Source organism: Kluyvera chengduensis (assembly GCF_044197065.1).
GTDB lineage: Bacteria > Pseudomonadota > Gammaproteobacteria > Enterobacterales > Enterobacteriaceae > Kluyvera > Kluyvera ascorbata_C.
The window spans coordinates 1-18,638 of the sequence record NZ_JBIQOI010000008.1; the positions used below are offsets into that span (position 1 = coordinate 1).

The window sequence follows — 18,638 nt, forward strand, 5'->3', positions numbered from 1 at the left end:
TGGTAGTGTGGGGTCTCCCCATGCGAGAGTAGGGAACTGCCAGGCATCAATTAGTGAAGAAGCCCATCCTGACGGATGGGCTTTTTTGCGTCTGTGGAAAAGGAAAGTGCGGTGAAAATCCCGGGGTCGCTGCGCTCGCCCGGGCTACGGGCTGCTCTGATAGCCCGGACGAGGCGTTTTATGCCGACTCTGGAGATGCACCGTGATAACGCAAATGCAGCAACGGATAAGGTCGCCCATGATCATCCGTCTCCGACCGTCCGGTCACGACAAACCCCATCTTCTGATAGAACCCCACCGCCTGTGCATTCTGCTCGTTTACATCCGTGGTCAGATCGGGGATCAGCGACAGCGCATGTTCAACCATTTTACGCCCCACACCGGTTCCCCGCGCATCAGGATCGACAAATAGCGCCTCCAGATGATGCTCAGACAGCAGCATAAACGCGACCGGCACATCATTGTCATCTACCGCCACCCAGAGCGGTGCTTCCGGCAGGAAGGCTCGCACCTGAACTTCAATGTCTGCTCTATCCTGTGCGGAAAGAAAGTCATGCGTAGCGTCGACCGAACGACACCAAATCGCAATCAGCCGTTCGCCCTCATGGCGCTGTGAACGTCGAATTATCATCATTTTTCTCCTTTTCGAATCGTTTCCGTATTCTACCTTAAAGGTAATTGAAACTTTCTCACCTTCAACATGCAGACTCGACATTTCGTTGAAATCTGGGTATCGTTAGGTGTCTGGATGTCTAAACGTTTATACGTATGCTGTGAGGTAATAAGGTTATGCCGATTCGGGTGCAGGACGAGCTACCAGCCGTCAATTTCTTGCGTGATGAGAACGTCTTTGTGATGACCACGTCGCGTGCTACGGGTCAGGAAATTCGTCCTTTGAAGGTACTGATCCTCAACCTGATGCCGAAGAAGATTGAGACAGAAAACCAGTTCCTGCGGCTTCTGTCAAATTCCCCACTGCAGCTGGATATTCAGCTCCTGCGTATCGATGCGCGCGAGTCTCGTAATACACCAACCGAGCATTTAAATAACTTTTACTGCAATTTCGACGACATTCGCGACCAGAACTATGATGGATTGATCGTCACCGGCGCCCCGCTAGGCTTGGTTGAATTCAACGACGTTGCCTATTGGCCGCAGATCAAACAGGTGCTTGAATGGGCCAAAGATCACGTCACATCGACGCTGTTTGTCTGTTGGGCGGTACAGGCCGCGCTCAATATTCTGTATGGCATTCCGAAACAGACCCGCAACGACAAGCTCTCCGGCGTTTACGAACATCACATCCTTCACCCTCATGCGCTACTTACGCGCGGTTTTGATGACAGCTTCCTGGCGCCGCACTCTCGCTATGCCGACTTCCCGGCACAGCTGATCCGTGACTATACCGACCTGGAAATTCTCGCCGAAACGGAAGGGGGCGACGCCTACCTGTTCGCCAGCAAAGATAAACGTATTGCCTTTGTCACCGGCCACCCGGAATACGATGCCCATACCCTGGCGAGCGAATTTTTCCGCGACGTGGATGCGGGTTTAACCCCGGAAGTGCCATATAACTACTTCCCGAAAGACGACCCTAATAACAAACCGCACGCCACCTGGCGCAGCCACGGAAACCTGCTGTTTGCCAACTGGCTCAACTACTACGTCTACCAGATCACACCGTACGATCTGCGGAATATGAACCCTACGCTGGATTGATCCTCTACTCTCCACGATCCTAAAGCGTTTCAGCATTCTCAATCAGGCACCTTCGGGTGCCTTTTTTGTTTCCGAAAATACCCCCAGTAAAAATTATATTTTTATCTTATTACTAATCAATAAGTTGCATTTATTTTTAATTAAAAATGGAAATTGTTTTTGTTTTTTTAATTTTATTGATTAGGCTTAAAAACGTTGAGCGAAAACTACACAACGATCTTCTGCTCAGCTGGCGGGAAAACTATTCGGATCACTCACGAGGAGCTGCACCATGACACAACAGGCCACAACAACCGATGAACTGGCTTTTCTGAAGCCTTCTGGCGCGCAGGAACAGCAGGTTCTGACTGCGGAAGCGGTGGAATTTCTGACCGAACTGGTGACCCGATTTACGCCTAAACGCAATAAGCTACTGGCTGCACGTATTCAGCAGCAGCAGGATATCGATGATGGCAAGCTTCCTGACTTTATTTCGGAAACCGCTTCCATTCGTGAAGGTGGCTGGACGATTCGCGGTATTCCGGCGGACTTACAGGATCGTCGCGTAGAAATTACCGGGCCGGTTGAGCGCAAAATGGTGATTAACGCGATGAACGCGAACGTCAAAGTGTTCATGGCTGACTTTGAGGATTCCCTCGCGCCGGACTGGAACAAGGTCATTGAAGGCCAGATCAACCTGCGCGATGCCGTTAACGGCACCATCAGCTACACCAACGACGCGGGCAAAATCTATCAGCTTAAGCCCGACCCTGCGGTGCTCATCTGCCGCGTGCGCGGTCTGCATCTGCCGGAAAAACATGTCACATGGCGCGGTGAAGCCATCCCCGGCAGCCTGTTTGATTTCGCGCTCTACTTTTTCCACAACTACCAGGCGTTGCTGGCCAAAGGCAGCGGTCCCTATTTCTATCTGCCGAAAACGCAGGCCTGGCAGGAAGCGGCCTGGTGGAACGACGTGTTCTGCTTTGCGGAGGATCGCTTTAACCTGCCGCGCGGCACTATCAAAGCCACGCTGCTGATTGAAACGCTGCCGGCGGTTTTCCAGATGGACGAAATTCTGCACGCGCTGCGTGACCACATTGTTGGCCTCAACTGCGGACGCTGGGACTACATCTTCAGCTATATCAAAACCCTGAAGAATCATCCGGACCGCGTACTGCCTGACCGTCAGGTCGTCACGATGGATAAACCGTTCCTCAGCGCCTACTCGCGCCTGCTGATTAAAACCTGTCACAAGCGGGGGGCTTTCGCGATGGGCGGTATGGCGGCGTTTATCCCAAGCAAAGATGCTGAGCGCAACGCGCAGGTGCTGAACAAGGTGAAAGCGGACAAATCGCTGGAGGCCAACAACGGCCACGATGGCACCTGGGTGGCGCATCCTGGCCTGGCGGATACCGCGATGGCGGTATTTAACGAGGTACTGGGTGAACGTCCTAACCAGTTATCCATTTCTCGTGCTGACGATGCGCCGATCGCCGCAGAAGAGCTGCTGACACCATGCGACGGTGAGCGCACGGAAGAGGGGATGCGCGCCAACATTCGCGTGGCGGTGCAGTACATCGAAGCCTGGATCTCCGGCAACGGCTGCGTACCGATTTATGGCCTGATGGAAGATGCGGCGACCGCTGAGATCTCCCGCACCTCCATCTGGCAGTGGATCCACCACCAGAAGACGCTCAGCAACGGCAAACCGGTCACCAAACCGCTGTTTCGCCAGATGCTGGCCGAAGAGCTGCTGGTTATCAAAGACGAGCTGGGCGATGCACGCTTCAGCGGCGGCCGTTTCGATGATGCCGCGCGCCTGATGGAGCAGATCACCACCTCCGACGAACTTATCGACTTCTTGACCCTGCCTGGCTACCGCCTGCTGGCGTAATTCACCACATAACAATATGGAGCATCTGCACATGAAAACTCGTACCCAACAAATCGAAGATTTACAAAAAGAGTGGACGCAGCCTCGCTGGGAGGGCATTCGTCGCCCGTATAGCGCGGAAGAAGTGGTGAAACTGCGCGGGTCGGTCAACCCGGAATGTACGCTGGCTCAGCTCGGTGCCGCCAGAATGTGGCGTCTGCTGCACGGCGAATCGAAAAAGGGCTATGTCAACAGCCTTGGCGCGCTGACCGGTGGTCAGGCGTTGCAACAGGCGAAAGCGGGTATTGAAGCGGTGTACCTGTCCGGCTGGCAGGTAGCGGCGGACGCTAACCTGGCCTCCAGCATGTACCCGGACCAGTCGCTCTACCCGGCGAACTCCGTCCCGGCGGTGGTCGACAGAATCAACAACACCTTCCGCCGCGCGGATCAAATTCAGTGGGCGAACGGCATCGAGCCGAATGACCCGCGCTATGTGGACTATTTCCTGCCTATCGTCGCCGACGCAGAAGCCGGCTTCGGCGGCGTGCTGAACGCCTTTGAACTGATGAAATCGATGATTGCAGCCGGTGCAGCGGCGGTACACTTCGAAGATCAGCTGGCTTCGGTGAAGAAATGCGGTCACATGGGCGGCAAGGTGCTGGTACCGACTCAGGAAGCAGTCCAGAAACTGGTTGCCGCGCGTCTGGCGGCCGATGTGATGGGCGTACCGACCCTGCTGATCGCTCGTACCGATGCGGATGCGGCGGATCTCATCACCTCCGACTGCGACCCGTACGATAGCGATTTCATCACCGGCGAGCGCACCAGCGAAGGTTTCTACCGTACCCATGCGGGCATTGAACAAGCGATCAGTCGCGGCCTGGCCTACGCGCCGTACGCCGACCTGGTGTGGTGTGAAACCTCTACCCCGGATCTGGCGCTGGCAAAACGCTTTGCCGACGCTATCCACGCGAAATACCCGGGCAAGCTGTTGGCCTACAACTGCTCACCGTCGTTCAACTGGCAGAAAAAGCTGGATGATAAAACCATCGCCAGCTTCCAGCAGCAACTGTCAGATATGGGCTACAAGTACCAGTTCATCACCCTGGCGGGCATCCACAGCATGTGGTTCAACATGTTCGACCTTGCGCACTCTTACGCGCAGGGTGAGGGGATGAAGCACTACGTTGAGAAGGTTCAGCAGGCCGAGTTTGCGGCGGCGAAAGATGGCTACACCTTCGTTTCTCACCAGCAGGAAGTGGGCACCGGTTACTTTGATAATGTCACCACCATTATCCAGGGCGGTACCTCCTCGGTGACCGCGCTGACCGGCTCGACCGAAGAATCGCAGTTTTGATTGACGCCCGGTGGCGCTACGCTTACCGGGCCTACGAAGGGATGTAGGCCGGATAAGCGAACGCGCCATCCGGCATGACTCGGTGCCGGATGGGGAACAATGATGACGCGAGGCCTGGAATTACTGATTGCGCAGACCATTTTGCAGGGATTTGACGCCCAGTACGGGCGTTTTCTGGAAGTCACTTCCGGCGCACAGCAACGGTTTGAACAGGCCGACTGGCATGCGGTTCAGCAGGCGATGAAAAGCCGTATTCATCTGTACGACCACCACGTGGGGTTGGTGGTTGAACAGCTGCGCTGCATTACCGACGGTAAAAGTACTGATGAGGATTTTCTGCTGCGCGTCAAAGCGCAGTACACCCGCCTGCTGCCGGATTACCCGCGCTTCGAAATTGCCGAGAGCTTTTTTAACTCGGTTTATTGTCGATTATTCGATCACCGCTCGCTAAGCCCCGAGCGGTTATTTATTTTCAGCTCGCAGCCGGAGCGCCGCTTCCGCGCGATTCCCCGTCCGCTGGCAAAAGACTTTTTCCCGGATTCTGGCTGGGAAGCGGTGATTTTCAAAATGCTCAGCGACTTACCGCTGCGTCTGCCGTGGCAAAACAAATCCCGCGACGTCGGCTATATCATGGCGCACCTGAGCGAAACGCTGGGCGCTGAGACGCTGCATCGCGCGCATCTGCAAATCGCTAATGAACTGTTTTATCGTAATAAAGCCGCCTGGCTTATTGGCAAGCTCATCACGCCAGACGGCACACTGCCGTTTTTAATCCCGATCCACCGCACCGATGAAGGGGAGCTGTTTGTCGATACCTGCCTGACCACCACCGAAGAGGCGAGCATCGTCTTTGGCTTCGCGCGTTCCTACTTTATGGTTTACGCCCCGCTACCCGCCGCCCTGGTGGAGTGGCTGCGGGATATCCTGCCGGGTAAAACCACCGCTGAACTGTATATGGCGATTGGCTGCCAGAAGCACGCGAAAACGGAAAGCTATCGTGAGTACCTGAACTATATCGCCAGCACCGACGAGCAGTTTATCGAAGCGCCGGGCATTCGCGGGATGGTGATGCTGGTGTTCACGCTGCCGGGCTTTGACCGGGTGTTTAAAGTCATCAAAGACAAATTTGCGCCGCAAAAAGAGATGTCTGCCGCCCACGTGCGCGCCTGCTATCAGCTGGTAAAAGAGCACGACCGCGTTGGCCGCATGGCGGATACCCAGGAATTTGAAAACTTTGTGCTGGATAAGCAGCAGATTTCCCCCGCGCTAATGGCGCTGTTATTACGAGAAGTACCGGAGAAAATCGTCGATATGGGCGATAAAATCGCCATTAGCCATCTATACATCGAACGCCGAATGGTACCTCTGAATATCTGGCTCGAACGGGTGGACGGTCAGCCGCTGCGCGATGCAGTAGAGGAGTACGGCAACGCCATTCGCCAGCTTGCTGCCGCCAATATTTTCCCCGGCGATATGCTGTTTAAAAACTTCGGCGTCACCCGCCACGGCCGCGTGGTGTTCTACGACTACGATGAGATTTGCTATATGACAGAGGTGAACTTCCGCGACATTCCGCCGCCGCGCTACCCGGAAGACGAACTTGCCAGCGAACCCTGGTACAGCGTGTCGCCGGGGGATGTTTTCCCGGAAGAGTTCCGTCACTGGCTGTGCGCCGACCCGCGCATCGGGCCGCTGTTTGAAGAGATGCACACCGACCTGCTCAGCGCCGATTACTGGCGCGGTCTGCAAACGCGTATCAAGAATGGTCATGTAGAAGACGTTTACGCCTACCGCCGCCGCCAGCGTTTCAGCGTACGTTATGAAACCGACCGTAGGCCGGATAAGGCGCTTGTGCCGCCATCCGGCAATGTGCGCCGATCTGCCTGATGGCGTTACGCTTATCAGGCCTACCGAGAATGCCCCAAAGGGGCATTTTGTTTATTTAATTCCGCCGTACGCCAGCGTCACCTCTTTCGCCGCCTTAATCACCATCGCACCAAACTCGGTAACGCGGTCGTCGGTAATGCGCGAAATCGGCCCGGAAATAGAGATAGCGGCAAACGGCTCGCGGTGCTCGTCGTAAATGCACGACGCCACGCAGCGCAGGCCGAGCGCGTGTTCTTCATCATCAAACGAATAGCCGCGTTTGCGCGTCTGGGCGAGGTCATCTTTCAGATGTACTGGCGATACCAGCGTGGCGTGGGTGTAAGCGTGCAGCCCTTTGCGGTGCAGCAGGCTGGTCACTTCCTCTTCGCTCAGCTGCGATAAAAATGCTTTGCCCGCGCCGGAGGCGTGCATCGGTAGCTTGCCGCCAATCGGGGCGGACATGCGCATCAACTGCGTACACTGTACCTGGTCGATGATAATCGCCTGGTGATCGCTCTTATCAAGCACCGCCAGGTTCACCGTCTCGCCGGAGTCTTCCATCAGCTTGCGCAGAATCGGGTGGACGATGGCCAGCAGATTACGGCTTTGCAGGAAACTGCTGCCGACGATAAAGGCGTGCGCGCCCACGGACCAATGCCCCAGTTCACCCACCTGACGCACAAAGCCTAACTGCTGCATGGTGGTCAGCAAGCGGTGGGTGGTGGAATTGGGTAGCCCAGCCTGCTGGGCGAGTTCGGTCAGCGCGACGCTGCTATGGGATTCGGCAATCCACTCCAGCAGCTTCAGGCCGCGGGTCAGTGATTGTACCTGGCCGGTTGCCGGGGCAGCCGCAGGGGCGGGTTTTCTACCGCGTTTCGCAGGAACGTTGGCAACCATCGCAACTCCTTTCTGTATCGTGGAAATAGTTTTCGTTTTTATTGATTATAATACAACCGTTCGTATTACTGCTCCGATGAGTCATGTTGAACATGTCTCAAGTAGCAAGTTGTTTCCTTTTCCACCCTCACAGTTTATGCCAGTATGTTTTATTGCCTTTTTTAGGCCTGGGTTTCGTTGAGCGGTGTCGGGAGTGCTTGTGAGCAGCAAAGTGGAGCAACTGCGTGCGCAGTTAAATGAACGTATTCTGGTTCTGGACGGTGGCATGGGCACCATGATCCAGGGCTATCGTCTGAGCGAGCAGGACTTCCGCGGTGAGCGCTTCGCCGACTGGCCGTGCGACCTGAAGGGAAACAATGACCTGCTGGTGCTCAGCAAGCCGGAGGTGATCAGCGCTATCCATAACGCCTACTTTGAAGCGGGCGCGGATATCATTGAAACCAACACCTTTAACTCTACGACTATCGCCATGGCGGATTACCAGATGGAATCCCTGTCGGCGGAGATTAACTTTGCTGCGGCGAAGCTGGCGCGCGCCTGCGCCGACGAATGGACGGCGCGCACGCCGAACAAGCCGCGCTACGTCGCGGGCGTGCTTGGCCCAACCAACCGCACCGCCTCTATCTCACCGGACGTCAACGACCCTGCTTATCGTAACGTGACTTTCGATCAGCTGGTGGCCGCCTACCGCGAATCCACCAAAGCGCTGGTGGAGGGCGGCAGTGACCTGATCCTGATTGAAACCGTCTTCGATACCCTGAACGCCAAAGCGGCAATCTTTGCGGTGAAAGAAGAGTTTGAAGCGCTGGGTGTTGACTTGCCGATCATGATTTCCGGCACCATCACCGACGCCTCTGGGCGTACGCTTTCCGGCCAGACCACCGAAGCGTTCTACAACTCCCTGCGTCACGCCGACGCCCTGACCTTTGGCCTGAACTGCGCCCTGGGGCCGGACGAGCTGCGCCAGTACGTTCAGGAGCTGTCGCGCATTGCCGAATGTTACGTGACCGCGCACCCGAACGCCGGTCTGCCAAACGCCTTCGGCGAGTACGACCTTGATGCCGACACCATGGCAGCCCAGATTCAGGAATGGGCGCAGGCGGGCTTCCTCAACGTGGTCGGCGGTTGCTGCGGTACAACGCCGGAACACATTGCGGCAATGAGCCGCGCGGTCGAAGGCTTGCCGCCGCGCAAACTGCCGGAGCTTCCGGTGGCCTGCCGTCTGTCCGGCCTTGAGCCGCTGAACATCGGCGACGACAGCCTGTTTGTCAACGTCGGTGAACGTACCAACGTTACCGGCTCGGCGAAGTTTAAACGCCTGATCAAAGAAGAAAAATATAACGAAGCGCTGGATGTGGCCCGCCAGCAGGTGGAAAGCGGCGCACAGATCATCGACATCAACATGGATGAAGGGATGCTCGACGCCGAAGCGGCGATGGTGCGTTTCCTCAACCTGATTGCCGGTGAGCCGGATATCGCCCGCGTGCCGATTATGATCGACTCCTCCAAATGGGAGGTTATCGAAAAAGGGCTGAAGTGCATCCAGGGCAAAGGCATCGTCAACTCCATCTCGATGAAAGAGGGCGTTGAGCCGTTTATCGAACACGCGAAAAAAGTGCGTCGCTACGGCGCGGCGATGGTAGTGATGGCCTTTGATGAAGTGGGCCAGGCCGACACCCGAGAACGAAAAATTGAGATTTGCCGCCGCGCCTACAACATTCTGACCCAAGAGGTGGGCTTCCCGCCGGAAGACATCATCTTTGACCCGAACATCTTCGCCGTGGCAACCGGTATCGAAGAGCACAACAACTATGCGCAGGACTTTATCGGCGCCTGTGAAGATATTAAACGCGAACTGCCGCATGCGCTGATCTCCGGCGGCGTCTCCAACGTATCGTTCTCGTTCCGCGGCAACGATCCGGTGCGTGAAGCCATTCACGCGGTATTCCTCTACTATGCCATCCGTAACGGCATGGACATGGGGATCGTCAACGCCGGTCAACTGGCGATTTATGACGACCTGCCGGCCGAACTACGCGATGCGGTAGAGGACGTGATCCTCAACCGTCGCGACGACGGCACCGAGCGCTTACTGGAACTGGCCGAGAAATATCGCGGCAGCAAAACCGACGAGACCGCCAACGCGCAACAGGCGGAATGGCGCAGTTGGGACGTGAAAAAGCGTCTCGAATACTCGCTGGTGAAAGGCATTACCGAATTTATCGAACTCGACACCGAAGAGGCCCGCCAGCAGGCCGCGCGTCCGATTGAGGTTATCGAAGGGCCGCTGATGGACGGCATGAACGTGGTCGGCGACCTGTTCGGCGAGGGCAAAATGTTCCTGCCGCAGGTGGTGAAATCCGCCCGCGTGATGAAACAGGCGGTGGCCTACCTCGAACCGTACATTGAAGCCAGCAAAGAGAAGGGCTCCAGCAACGGCAAGATGGTTATCGCGACCGTGAAGGGCGACGTACACGACATCGGCAAAAACATTGTCGGCGTGGTATTGCAGTGTAATAACTACGAAATCATCGACCTTGGCGTGATGGTTCCGGCGGATAAAATCCTCAAAACCGCCAAAGAGGTGAATGCGGACCTGATTGGCCTCTCTGGCCTGATTACCCCGTCGCTGGACGAAATGGTCAACGTGGCGAAAGAGATGGAGCGTCAGGGCTTTACCATTCCGCTACTGATTGGCGGCGCGACCACCTCAAAAGCGCACACCGCGGTGAAAATTGAGCAGAACTACAGCGGCCCAACGGTCTACGTCCAGAACGCCTCGCGCACCGTGGGCGTAGTGGCGGCGCTGCTCTCCGATACTCAACACGACGATTTTGTTGCCCGCACGCGCAAAGAGTACGAAACCGTGCGTATTCAGCACGGGCGTAAGAAACCACGCACCCCGCCGGTAACGCTGGCGGCGGCGCGTGAAAACGATCTGGCGTTCGACTGGGAAAACTACACCCCGCCGGTGGCGCATCGCTTGGGCGTGCAGAGCGTTGAAGCCAGCATTGAAACGCTGCGTAACTACATCGACTGGACGCCGTTCTTTATGACCTGGTCGCTGGCCGGGAAGTACCCGCGCATTCTCGAAGATGAAGTGGTGGGTGAAGAGGCGAAGCGCCTGTTCAAAGATGCCAACGACATGCTGGATAAACTGAGCGCCGAGAAAGCACTGAACCCTCGCGGTGTCGTCGGGCTGTTCCCGGCTAACCGTGTGGGCGATGATGTGGAAATCTATCGCGACGAAACGCGCACCCACGTGCTGGCCGTTAGCCGTCATCTGCGTCAGCAAACGGAGAAAGTCGGTTTTGCGAACTACTGCCTGTCTGACTTTGTGGCGCCGAAAACCTCCGGCAAAGCGGACTACATCGGTGCCTTCGCGGTGACCGGTGGTCTGGAAGAAGATGCGCTGGCCGATGCTTTTGAAGCGCAGCACGATGACTACAACAAGATCATGGTGAAGGCGATCTCCGATCGTCTGGCGGAAGCCTTTGCCGAGTACCTGCACGAGCGCGTGCGTAAGGTTTACTGGGGCTACGCGCCGAATGAAAACCTGAGCAACGACGAGCTTATCCGCGAAAACTACCAGGGGATTCGCCCGGCACCGGGCTACCCAGCCTGCCCGGAGCACACCGAAAAAGGCACCATCTGGGAGCTGCTGGACGTGGAAACCCACACCGGCATGAAGCTGACCGAATCCTTCGCCATGTGGCCTGGGGCGTCGGTGTCCGGCTGGTACTTCAGCCACCCGGACAGCAAGTACTACGCGGTGGCGCAGATTCAGCGTGACCAGGTTGAGGATTACGCCTTCCGTAAAGGAATGAGCGTGGCGGAAGTGGAGCGCTGGCTGGCGCCGAACCTCGGCTATGACGCCAACTAATTCACAAAACCGTCATCTTTCCTTACAACTAACAGGGCGCTCAATGAGCGCCCTGTCTCTTTATTGTGCGTAAACCCTTATACTGAAAGAAGGCTCACGCGCGCTGCACACCTTATCCGGCCAGCATAGGGATGATTTGTAGGCCTGATAAGCGCAGCGCCATCAGGCATCGGAGCCTCAGGAACCCATAACAATAAGGAGAAACTGATTCCGTGTTAACTCTGCTGCACCTGCTTTCCGCCGTCTCGCTGCTGGTGTGGGGCACCCATATCGTGCGTACTGGCGTAATGCGCGTTTTCGGCGCACGCCTGCGTACCGTGCTCAGCCGCAGCGTCGAGAAAAAACCGCTCGCCTTCTGCGCGGGTATCGGCGTCACTGCGCTGGTCCAGAGCAGCAACGCCACCACCATGCTGGTGACCTCCTTTGTCGCACAGGATCTGGTCGCCCTGACGCCTGCGCTGGTGATTGTGCTGGGCGCCGACGTGGGGACCGCGCTGATGGCGCGTATCCTGACCTTCGACCTGTCGTGGCTGTCGCCGCTGCTTATCTTTATTGGCGTGGCCTTTTTCCTTGGCCGCAAGCAGAGCCGCGAAGGCCAGCTAGGCCGCGTCGGGATTGGCCTGGGGCTTATCCTGCTGGCGCTGGAATTAATTGTTCAGGCGGTCAGACCGATTACCGAAGCCAACGGCGTGCAGGTGATTTTCGCCTCGCTAACCGGCGATATTCTGCTGGATGCCTTGATTGGCGCGGTGTTCGCCATCATCAGTTACTCCAGCCTGGCGGCGGTGCTGTTGACTGCAACGCTGACCGCCGCAGGGATTATCTCCTTCCCGGTGGCGCTGTGCCTGGTGATTGGCGCTAACCTGGGCTCCGGCCTGTTGGCGATGCTGAACAACAGCGCCGCGAACGCCGCCGCCCGCCGTGTGGCGCTGGGTAGCCTGCTGTTTAAGCTGGTGGGTAGCCTGATTATCCTGCCGTTCGTTCACATACTGGCTGACGTGATGCACAAGCTGCCGTTGCCGGAGTCCGAGCTGGTTATCTACTTCCACGTCTTCTACAACCTGATTCGCTGCCTGGCGATGGTGCCGTTCGCCGAGCCAATGGCGCGGCTGTGTAAGCGCCTGATTCGCGATGAGCCAGAGCTGGATGCCAACCTCAAGCCGAAGCACCTGGACGTGACCGCGCTGGATACCCCAACGCTGGCGCTGGCCAATGCCGCCCGTGAAACGCTGCGCATCGGTGATGCCACCGAGCAGATGCTGGATGGGCTTAAGAAGGTCATGCACGGTGAGCCGCGTGAAGAGAAAAACCTGCGCAAGCAGGCGGATGATATCAACGTGCTCTACACCGCAATCAAACTCTATCTGGCGCGAATGCCGAAAGATGAGCTGGCGGAAGAGGAGTCCCGCCGTTGGGCGGAGATTATCGAAATGTCGCTCAACCTCGAACAGGCTTCGGACATTATCGAGCGTATGGGCAGTGAAATTGCCGACAAATCGCTGGCCGCGCGCCGCGCCTTCTCGGTTGAGGGGTTAAAAGAGCTGGAAGCGTTGTATGAGCTGCTATTAAGCAATCTACAACTGGCGATGTCGGTGTTCTTCGCCGGTGACGTCACCAGCGCCCGCCGCCTGCGCCGTAGCAAGCACCGGTTCCGTATTCTGAATCGCCGCTACGCGCACGCGCACGTCGATCGTCTGCACCAGCAGAACGTGCAGAGTATTGAAACCAGTACCCTGCACCTGGCGCTGCTGGGGGACATGCTGCGCCTGAACTCGCTGTTTTGCTCTGTGGCCTACAGCGTGCTGGAGCAGCCGGATGAAGACGACGATCGCGACGATTACTAGCCATACCCGGCGTCGCTGCGCTCGGCCGGGCTACCTTGTAGGCCGGATAAGGCGTTTACGCCGCCATCCGGCAATGTGCGCCGAATAGCCTGATGGCGCTGCGCTTATCAGGCCTACGGTTTGTAGCCCGGGCGAGGCGTTTACGCCGACCCCGGGTTCACGGCTCAGAAGCGATGCCCTTCCTCCAGCGCTACCGCCTCTTCACCCGCTCTGAACACATAGGTGGTACGCGGCCCGCCAAGCGTCGCCTCACCGTTAGCCACCTGAATCCAGTTGCCTTCCGGCAGACCAATCACCGTTAATTCTGGCGCAACAACCAGCAGCTCGCGAATACGCTGCTCGCGGGTTTCGCCTTTATGGCCTTCCGGCAGCGCGTTGGTGAAGTGTGGGTTAATCTGCAGCGGGAACAGCCCCAGCGCATCAAAGCCCTTTGGATCGACAATCGGCATATCGTTGGTGGTGCGGATGGTCTGGCAGGCGAGATTCGCGCCCGCGCTCCAGCCCACGTACAGCGCACCGCGCTTCACCACGTCGACAATCGGTCCGAGAAGTCCGCGCTCGCGGCTCTCTTTCAGCAACTGGAAGGTGTTGCCGCCGCCAACGATAATCACCTCGGCATTTTCAATCGCGGAGATAGGGTCTGCCACGCTATGGATACCGGTGACCGTCACGCCCAGCGGCGCCAGAACCGCGGCGGTTTTAGCCGTGTACTCGTCCCAGGTCTGCGTGACGCCCGCAAACGGCAGAAACACCGCGCGGCGGCGTCCGTTCAGTTGACCCGCAATCAGCGGCAGCGCGTGTTCCAGCCAGGCTTTACCCGGCAGCGTCGAGTTACTCAGCAGAAGTAAGTCCATCATCTCTCCTATCTATCAGAAATTATCAATCAGGGCGGCATGTTATCACCCTGCGTCAGACCGCTTACTGATGTAGTTCACGATGTTGTAGTAGAGAGCCCGGCCTACCGTTGACGTTACGCTGTTTATTACCCCGCTCTGGCAAACGCCGCCGCTTCGGCAACCAGCGCATCGTCAGGCCGCACCCCGGTGTACATCACGAACTGTTCCACCGCCTGTAGGGCAATCACTTCGGCACCGCTAATGGTCTTTTTCCCCAAGCGCTGGGCGAGCTGAATGACCGGCGTTTCCGGCGGCAGGGCCACCACGTCAAACACCACGCTGGCGCGCGCGACCATCGCTTCACTAAAGGCAAGCTGTTCGCTCTCTTTGCCGCCTGCCATGCCGATAGGCGTGACGTTGACCAGAATATCAATACCGTCGGCTTCCGGCTGTGCCTGCCACTGGAACCCGTACTGTTTTGCCAGCGTGGTGCCGTTGGCTTCATTGCGGGCGGCGATAATCACATCGCTAAAGCCCGCGTCACGGAAGGCGGCAATCACCGCTTTCCCCATCCCGCCGCTGCCCTGAATGATCACGCGGGCAGTGGTATCGAGCTGGTGGCTGACAATCAGGCTTTTTACCGCGATGTAGTCGGTGTTAAACCCGGTCAGATGGCCGTTGTCATTGACGATGGTGTTGACGGAATCGATGACCCTGGCCGACGGATCGATAGCATCCAGAAACGCCATGCAGCTCTCTTTAAACGGCATCGACACCGCACAGCCGCGAATGCCCAGTGCGCGAACGCCTTTCACCGCCGCCTCGATATCCTGCGTGGTAAAGGCTTTATAGATAAAATTCAGCCCCAGTTTTTCATACAGATAGTTATGAAAGCGCGTGCCAAAGTTGCCGGGGCGGCCGGCAAGCGACATGCACAGCTGGGTATCACGGTTAATCATGGTCATGTCCTCGTCAAAGTCTTACTGCACTAAATATTCTGCGGTGGCCCGGTCGGTGACCAGCGCGTTGATATGTTGCCCGCGCAGCGCGCCAAGGATGGCGGCGTGCTTCTCTTCACCGCTCGCCAGTCCAATCACATAACGGGCCTGTTTTAAGGTAGCGAGCTCAATGGAGAGCGTTTTTTCCTGCATCTCGGTAGCTACGGGCGTGCCGTCAGCGGCAAAAAAGCGTGAGCAGATATCCCCAGCCACTTGAAGCGCCTCCAGCTCATCGCTCTGCGCATTGCCGTAAAATGCCTGCCAGTTGGCCGCATGGCGAATGGCGGGTGAACCGATGCCCACCACGGCGATATCCAACCGCTGCCAGTAATCGGCCAGCGTCTGGAAATGTTGAGATTGCATGATGCCCTGGCGAATCAGCGGGTTATCCAGCAGGGCCGGAAAATCAGCGAGATACGACTCGCCTTTTAATCGCGTGGCGGCACTGTAGGTCAGGGTGTTGACGTGATAGCGGCTGGGGAGCTTACCCGATGGCCCGCCAACGATAGGCACGCATACCAGCGGGCGAGGCTGGCTGGACTGCGGCAATGCTTCAACCAGCGCACTGACCGCGCGTCCCCAGCCGAACCCAATGACGGCGTTCGGCGACAGCAGTCGCTCAAACAGCTGTGCGCCATAGGTTCCGGCCTCGCTCTCCAGCGGTGCGACAACGGCCTCTTTCAGGCCAAATTTCTGCTTTAGTCGCTCTTCCAGCCACAGGCTATCGTTGTAGTCATAGTTGATAGCGATGGTCACCACGCCCAGCTCGCGCCCGCGTTTGAGCAGGCGGCTGATGGTGGTGCGGTAAATCCCCAGTTCGTGGGCGATTTGCGCCTGTGTCATCTCCTGCTCGTAATAAAGCTGGGCAATTTTCACGATCAGGCGGATATCGTCGCTGTTTTCCATCGAAGTGGCTGGCTCCTGCACATATGTGCAAAACATAAAAACGGGTTCTCGATCTGGTATAGCGCCGTCATGCTGGGAGTTCAAGCGTATTTGCGGAAAAGCTGCCAGTTGTGTATATGCACTTATGTGCAAAATCGACGTGATGAAAACAAGGATTTGTCGCGGACTATTTTTTCTCACCCGAAAGGTAGGGTATATTTCGCTTTTACAGGAGAATTTATGCTGCCAGACTCATCCACCCGATTAAATAAATACATCAGCGAAAGCGGCATTTGCTCGCGTCGCGAAGCGGATCGCTTTATCGAACAAGGCAACGTCTTTATCAACGGTAAGCGTGCAACGATTGGCGATCAGGTCGTGCCGGGCGACGTTGTGAAGGTTAACGGTCGATTGATTGAGCCGCGGGAAGCGGATGATCTGGTGCTGATTGCGCTGAATAAACCCGTCGGTATCGTCAGTACCACCGAAGACGGCGAGCGCGACAACATTGTGGATTTCGTTAACCACAGCAAGCGTATCTTCCCGATTGGCCGTCTGGATAAAGACTCCCAGGGGCTGATTTTCCTCACCAACCACGGCGACCTGGTGAACAAGATCCTGCGTGCCGGCAACGACCACGAGAAAGAGTATCTGGTTACCGTCGACAAACCGGTTACCGATGAATTTATTCGTGGGATGGGCGCGGGCGTACCGATTCTGGGTACGGTGACGAAGAAGTGTAAGGTGAAGAAAGAGGCGCCGTTCGTCTTCCGTATCACCCTGGTGCAGGGCTTAAACCGTCAGATTCGCCGCATGTGCGAGCACTTCGGTTTCGAAGTCACCAAGCTGGAACGTACTCGTATTATGAACGTCAGCCTGACGGGAATTCCGCTGGGTGAGTGGCGCGACCTGACCGACGACGAGCTGGTGGATCTGTTCAAGCTGATTGAAAACTCCTCCTCCGAAGCGAAACCGAAGGTGAAGGCCAAGCCGAAAACCGCCGGCATCAAGCGCCCGGTGGTGAAGATGGAAAAAACCAGCGAGAAACCCGCACGCCCGGCGGGGAACGGTAAACGATTCACCGCGCCGGGACGTAAAAAGAAAGGCCGTTAACGCCTGCCGCGCGTCGGCGTACTCGCCGACCACGAAAACGAACTCTCGGTATCCGGTTTATAAGCCTGCTGTTTTTTTGCCTGGCGGGCTTTCTTCGCTTCGGCTTCGCGCTGAACCATCAGCTTATCGATGTACTCCTTTTTCACGCTATTGGTTTCCGCGTTGGAAAGCGGACGGCCATGCGCAATGCGCGCGCGGTCGAGCAGGGTTTTCAGTTCACGCTGCTCGCGCTCGGTCATCTCTTTTTGCGTAATGCGGGGGAGTGCCATAAGGGTTGCCCTCAATCGGATAGTTAACCCAGTGTACGGCAAAGGTGAGAGGCTGTGTAGGCCGGATAAGGCGTTTACGCCGCCATCCGGCAATGTGCGCCATGTTGCCCGATGGCGCTACGCTTATCGGGCCGACAAGCCCGGTCAAGCGAAGCGCCGCCAGAGGCTATTTTTGCGTTGTCTGCTTGATAGGCTTCCCAGACCAGTACCCCGCCAGCAGCGACCCGGACAGGTTATGCCATACGGAGAACAGCGCGCCCGGCAGCGCGGCCAGCGGCCCGAAGTAGATTTTCCCCAACGCCGCAGCAAGCCCGGAGTTCTGCATACCGACCTCAATGGCCAGCGTGCGGCAGGTCGACTCATCAAAACCAAACAGACGGCCGCCCCAGTAACCGCCGAGCAGGCCGATGGTGTTGTGCAGAATAACCGCGATAATCACCATAAAACCGACGGAGGCGATATGTGACGCGGAACCGGCGACAACCGCGCTGATAATCGCCAGAATACAGATCATCGAAAATGCTGGCAGATAAGGCTCCACCGCTTTCACCACGCGTGGGAACAGGTGATGGATAACCAGACCCATGGCAATCGGGATAACCACAATCTGCAGAATACTGAGCAGCATACCCATCACATCGACCTGAATATGCGCGTCGACGTACAGGCGGGTTAGCAGCGGCGTGGCGACGACGCCAACCAGCGTGGAGACGGACGAGATAGTGACCGACAATGCGACATCGCCTTTTGCCAGAAAGATCATTACGTTCGAGGCGGTTCCGCTGGCCACGCTACCCACCAATACCATCCCGGCGGACAGCTCCGGCGGCATATGGAAAGCCAGCGCCAGCAGCCAGGCGGCGAGCGGCATCACCAGGTAGTGCAGGAAAATCCCCGCCGCAACCGGCGCAGGCCGTGACAGTACGCGCTTAAAATCGTCCACCTTTAGATGCACGCCCATGCCGAACATAATCAGCATCAGCAGTGAGGGAACCAGCGGCCCGATAGGCGTGAAGGTGGTGGGAGTGAAGTAGGCAATAACAGAGAGCAGCAGCGCCCATAACGGGAACAGCCGGGTGATAACGGCGAGCATGTTGTATTCCTTGCGGTATATTGGTG

14 protein-coding genes are annotated in these 18,638 nt (G+C 57.1%); 7 read left to right on the plus strand and 7 right to left on the minus strand.

Translation table 11 applies throughout. The features are described from left to right. Positions 1 to 178 precede the first annotated feature (178 nt). The gene (locus ACH1XZ_RS17870) at positions 179 to 634 is read right to left on the minus strand and encodes an acetyltransferase (protein ID WP_395596590.1); all 456 of its coding nucleotides are present in this window, start codon (positions 632 to 634) and stop codon (positions 179 to 181) included. Positions 635 to 789: 155 nt separating this feature from the next. On the opposite strand from ACH1XZ_RS17870, the gene metA reads away from it, so the two are divergent. From metA to aceK, 4 genes are all read left to right on the plus strand, one after another. Further along, positions 790 to 1,719 (plus strand): homoserine O-acetyltransferase MetA, encoded by a 930-nt coding sequence (gene metA, locus ACH1XZ_RS17875; protein ID WP_395596591.1) that lies wholly within the window; start codon positions 790 to 792, stop codon positions 1,717 to 1,719. Positions 1,720 to 1,990: 271 nt separating this feature from the next. After that, positions 1,991 to 3,592, plus strand: coding sequence for a malate synthase A (aceB, locus tag ACH1XZ_RS17880; RefSeq protein ID WP_395596592.1), 1,602 nt, complete (start codon positions 1,991 to 1,993; stop codon positions 3,590 to 3,592). 31 nt (positions 3,593 to 3,623) lie between these two features. Beyond that, positions 3,624 to 4,928, plus strand: a complete 1,305-nt coding sequence (gene aceA / locus ACH1XZ_RS17885; RefSeq protein ID WP_395596593.1) for an isocitrate lyase — start codon at positions 3,624 to 3,626, stop codon at positions 4,926 to 4,928. A 102-nt stretch (positions 4,929 to 5,030) separates the two neighbouring features. Further along, positions 5,031 to 6,815, plus strand: coding sequence for a bifunctional isocitrate dehydrogenase kinase/phosphatase (gene aceK, locus ACH1XZ_RS17890; protein ID WP_395596690.1), 1,785 nt, complete (start codon positions 5,031 to 5,033; stop codon positions 6,813 to 6,815). A gap of 51 nt (positions 6,816 to 6,866) precedes the next feature. Here aceK and iclR read toward each other — a convergent pair whose 3' ends face one another. Then, positions 6,867 to 7,691, minus strand: a complete 825-nt coding sequence (gene iclR / locus ACH1XZ_RS17895; RefSeq protein ID WP_035895219.1) for a glyoxylate bypass operon transcriptional repressor IclR — start codon at positions 7,689 to 7,691, stop codon at positions 6,867 to 6,869. Between the two features lie 199 nt (positions 7,692 to 7,890). Here iclR and metH point away from each other — a divergent pair, with 199 nt between their 5' ends. Both metH and ACH1XZ_RS17905 read left to right on the plus strand, forming a co-directional pair. Then, on the plus strand, positions 7,891 to 11,574 hold the full coding sequence (gene metH / locus ACH1XZ_RS17900) for a methionine synthase (RefSeq protein ID WP_395596594.1): 3,684 nt from the start codon (positions 7,891 to 7,893) through the stop codon (positions 11,572 to 11,574). 212 nt (positions 11,575 to 11,786) lie between these two features. Continuing rightward, the gene (locus ACH1XZ_RS17905; protein ID WP_395596595.1) at positions 11,787 to 13,418 is read left to right on the plus strand and encodes a Na/Pi cotransporter family protein; all 1,632 of its coding nucleotides are present in this window, start codon (positions 11,787 to 11,789) and stop codon (positions 13,416 to 13,418) included. A gap of 164 nt (positions 13,419 to 13,582) precedes the next feature. Here ACH1XZ_RS17905 and pepE read toward each other — a convergent pair whose 3' ends face one another. The 3 genes from pepE to ACH1XZ_RS17920 all read right to left on the minus strand — a co-directional run bounded on the left by pepE (position 13,583) and on the right by ACH1XZ_RS17920 (position 16,158). Continuing rightward, the gene (gene pepE, locus ACH1XZ_RS17910; protein ID WP_395596691.1) at positions 13,583 to 14,272 is read right to left on the minus strand and encodes a dipeptidase PepE; all 690 of its coding nucleotides are present in this window, start codon (positions 14,270 to 14,272) and stop codon (positions 13,583 to 13,585) included. A 128-nt stretch (positions 14,273 to 14,400) separates the two neighbouring features. Then, positions 14,401 to 15,213 carry a shikimate 5-dehydrogenase gene (locus ACH1XZ_RS17915; RefSeq protein WP_395596596.1) on the minus strand — a complete coding sequence of 271 codons (813 nt, stop codon included), beginning with the start codon at positions 15,211 to 15,213 and terminating at the stop codon, positions 14,401 to 14,403. 21 nt (positions 15,214 to 15,234) lie between these two features. Continuing rightward, entirely contained in the window at positions 15,235 to 16,158 is a 924-nt protein-coding gene (locus ACH1XZ_RS17920; RefSeq protein WP_395596597.1) for a sugar-binding transcriptional regulator, read from the minus strand. A 219-nt stretch (positions 16,159 to 16,377) separates the two neighbouring features. Here ACH1XZ_RS17920 and rluF point away from each other — a divergent pair, with 219 nt between their 5' ends. Beyond that, on the plus strand, positions 16,378 to 17,250 hold the full coding sequence (rluF, locus tag ACH1XZ_RS17925) for a 23S rRNA pseudouridine(2604) synthase RluF (protein ID WP_395596598.1): 873 nt from the start codon (positions 16,378 to 16,380) through the stop codon (positions 17,248 to 17,250). On the opposite strand, the gene ACH1XZ_RS17930 is transcribed toward rluF, so the two are convergent. After that, positions 17,247 to 17,519 (minus strand): YjbD family protein, encoded by a 273-nt coding sequence (locus ACH1XZ_RS17930; protein WP_395596599.1) that lies wholly within the window; start codon positions 17,517 to 17,519, stop codon positions 17,247 to 17,249. The two genes, rluF and ACH1XZ_RS17930, sit on opposite strands and share 4 nt — an antisense overlap. 166 nt (positions 17,520 to 17,685) lie before the next feature. Further along, positions 17,686 to 18,612 (minus strand): ketopantoate/pantoate/pantothenate transporter PanS, encoded by a 927-nt coding sequence (panS, locus tag ACH1XZ_RS17935; protein ID WP_333497105.1) that lies wholly within the window; start codon positions 18,610 to 18,612, stop codon positions 17,686 to 17,688. Positions 18,613 to 18,638: the final 26 nt, after the last annotated feature.

Coding starts and splice junctions, on each gene's coding strand:
- ACH1XZ_RS17870 (WP_395596590.1), bottom strand. CDS start 634: ATGATGATAATTCGACGTTCACAGCGCCATGAGGGCGAACGGCTGATT.
- pepE (WP_395596691.1), bottom strand. CDS start 14,272: ATGGACTTACTTCTGCTGAGTAACTCGACGCTGCCGGGTAAAGCCTGG.
- aceB (WP_395596592.1), top strand. CDS start 1,991: ATGACACAACAGGCCACAACAACCGATGAACTGGCTTTTCTGAAGCCT.
- ACH1XZ_RS17930 (WP_395596599.1), bottom strand. CDS start 17,519: ATGGCACTCCCCCGCATTACGCAAAAAGAGATGACCGAGCGCGAGCAG.
- rluF (WP_395596598.1), top strand. CDS start 16,378: ATGCTGCCAGACTCATCCACCCGATTAAATAAATACATCAGCGAAAGC.
- iclR (WP_035895219.1), bottom strand. CDS start 7,691: ATGGTTGCCAACGTTCCTGCGAAACGCGGTAGAAAACCCGCCCCTGCG.
- ACH1XZ_RS17920 (WP_395596597.1), bottom strand. CDS start 16,158: ATGGAAAACAGCGACGATATCCGCCTGATCGTGAAAATTGCCCAGCTT.
- aceK (WP_395596690.1), top strand. CDS start 5,031: ATGACGCGAGGCCTGGAATTACTGATTGCGCAGACCATTTTGCAGGGA.
- metA (WP_395596591.1), top strand. CDS start 790: ATGCCGATTCGGGTGCAGGACGAGCTACCAGCCGTCAATTTCTTGCGT.
- panS (WP_333497105.1), bottom strand. CDS start 18,612: ATGCTCGCCGTTATCACCCGGCTGTTCCCGTTATGGGCGCTGCTGCTC.
- ACH1XZ_RS17915 (WP_395596596.1), bottom strand. CDS start 15,213: ATGATTAACCGTGATACCCAGCTGTGCATGTCGCTTGCCGGCCGCCCC.
- aceA (WP_395596593.1), top strand. CDS start 3,624: ATGAAAACTCGTACCCAACAAATCGAAGATTTACAAAAAGAGTGGACG.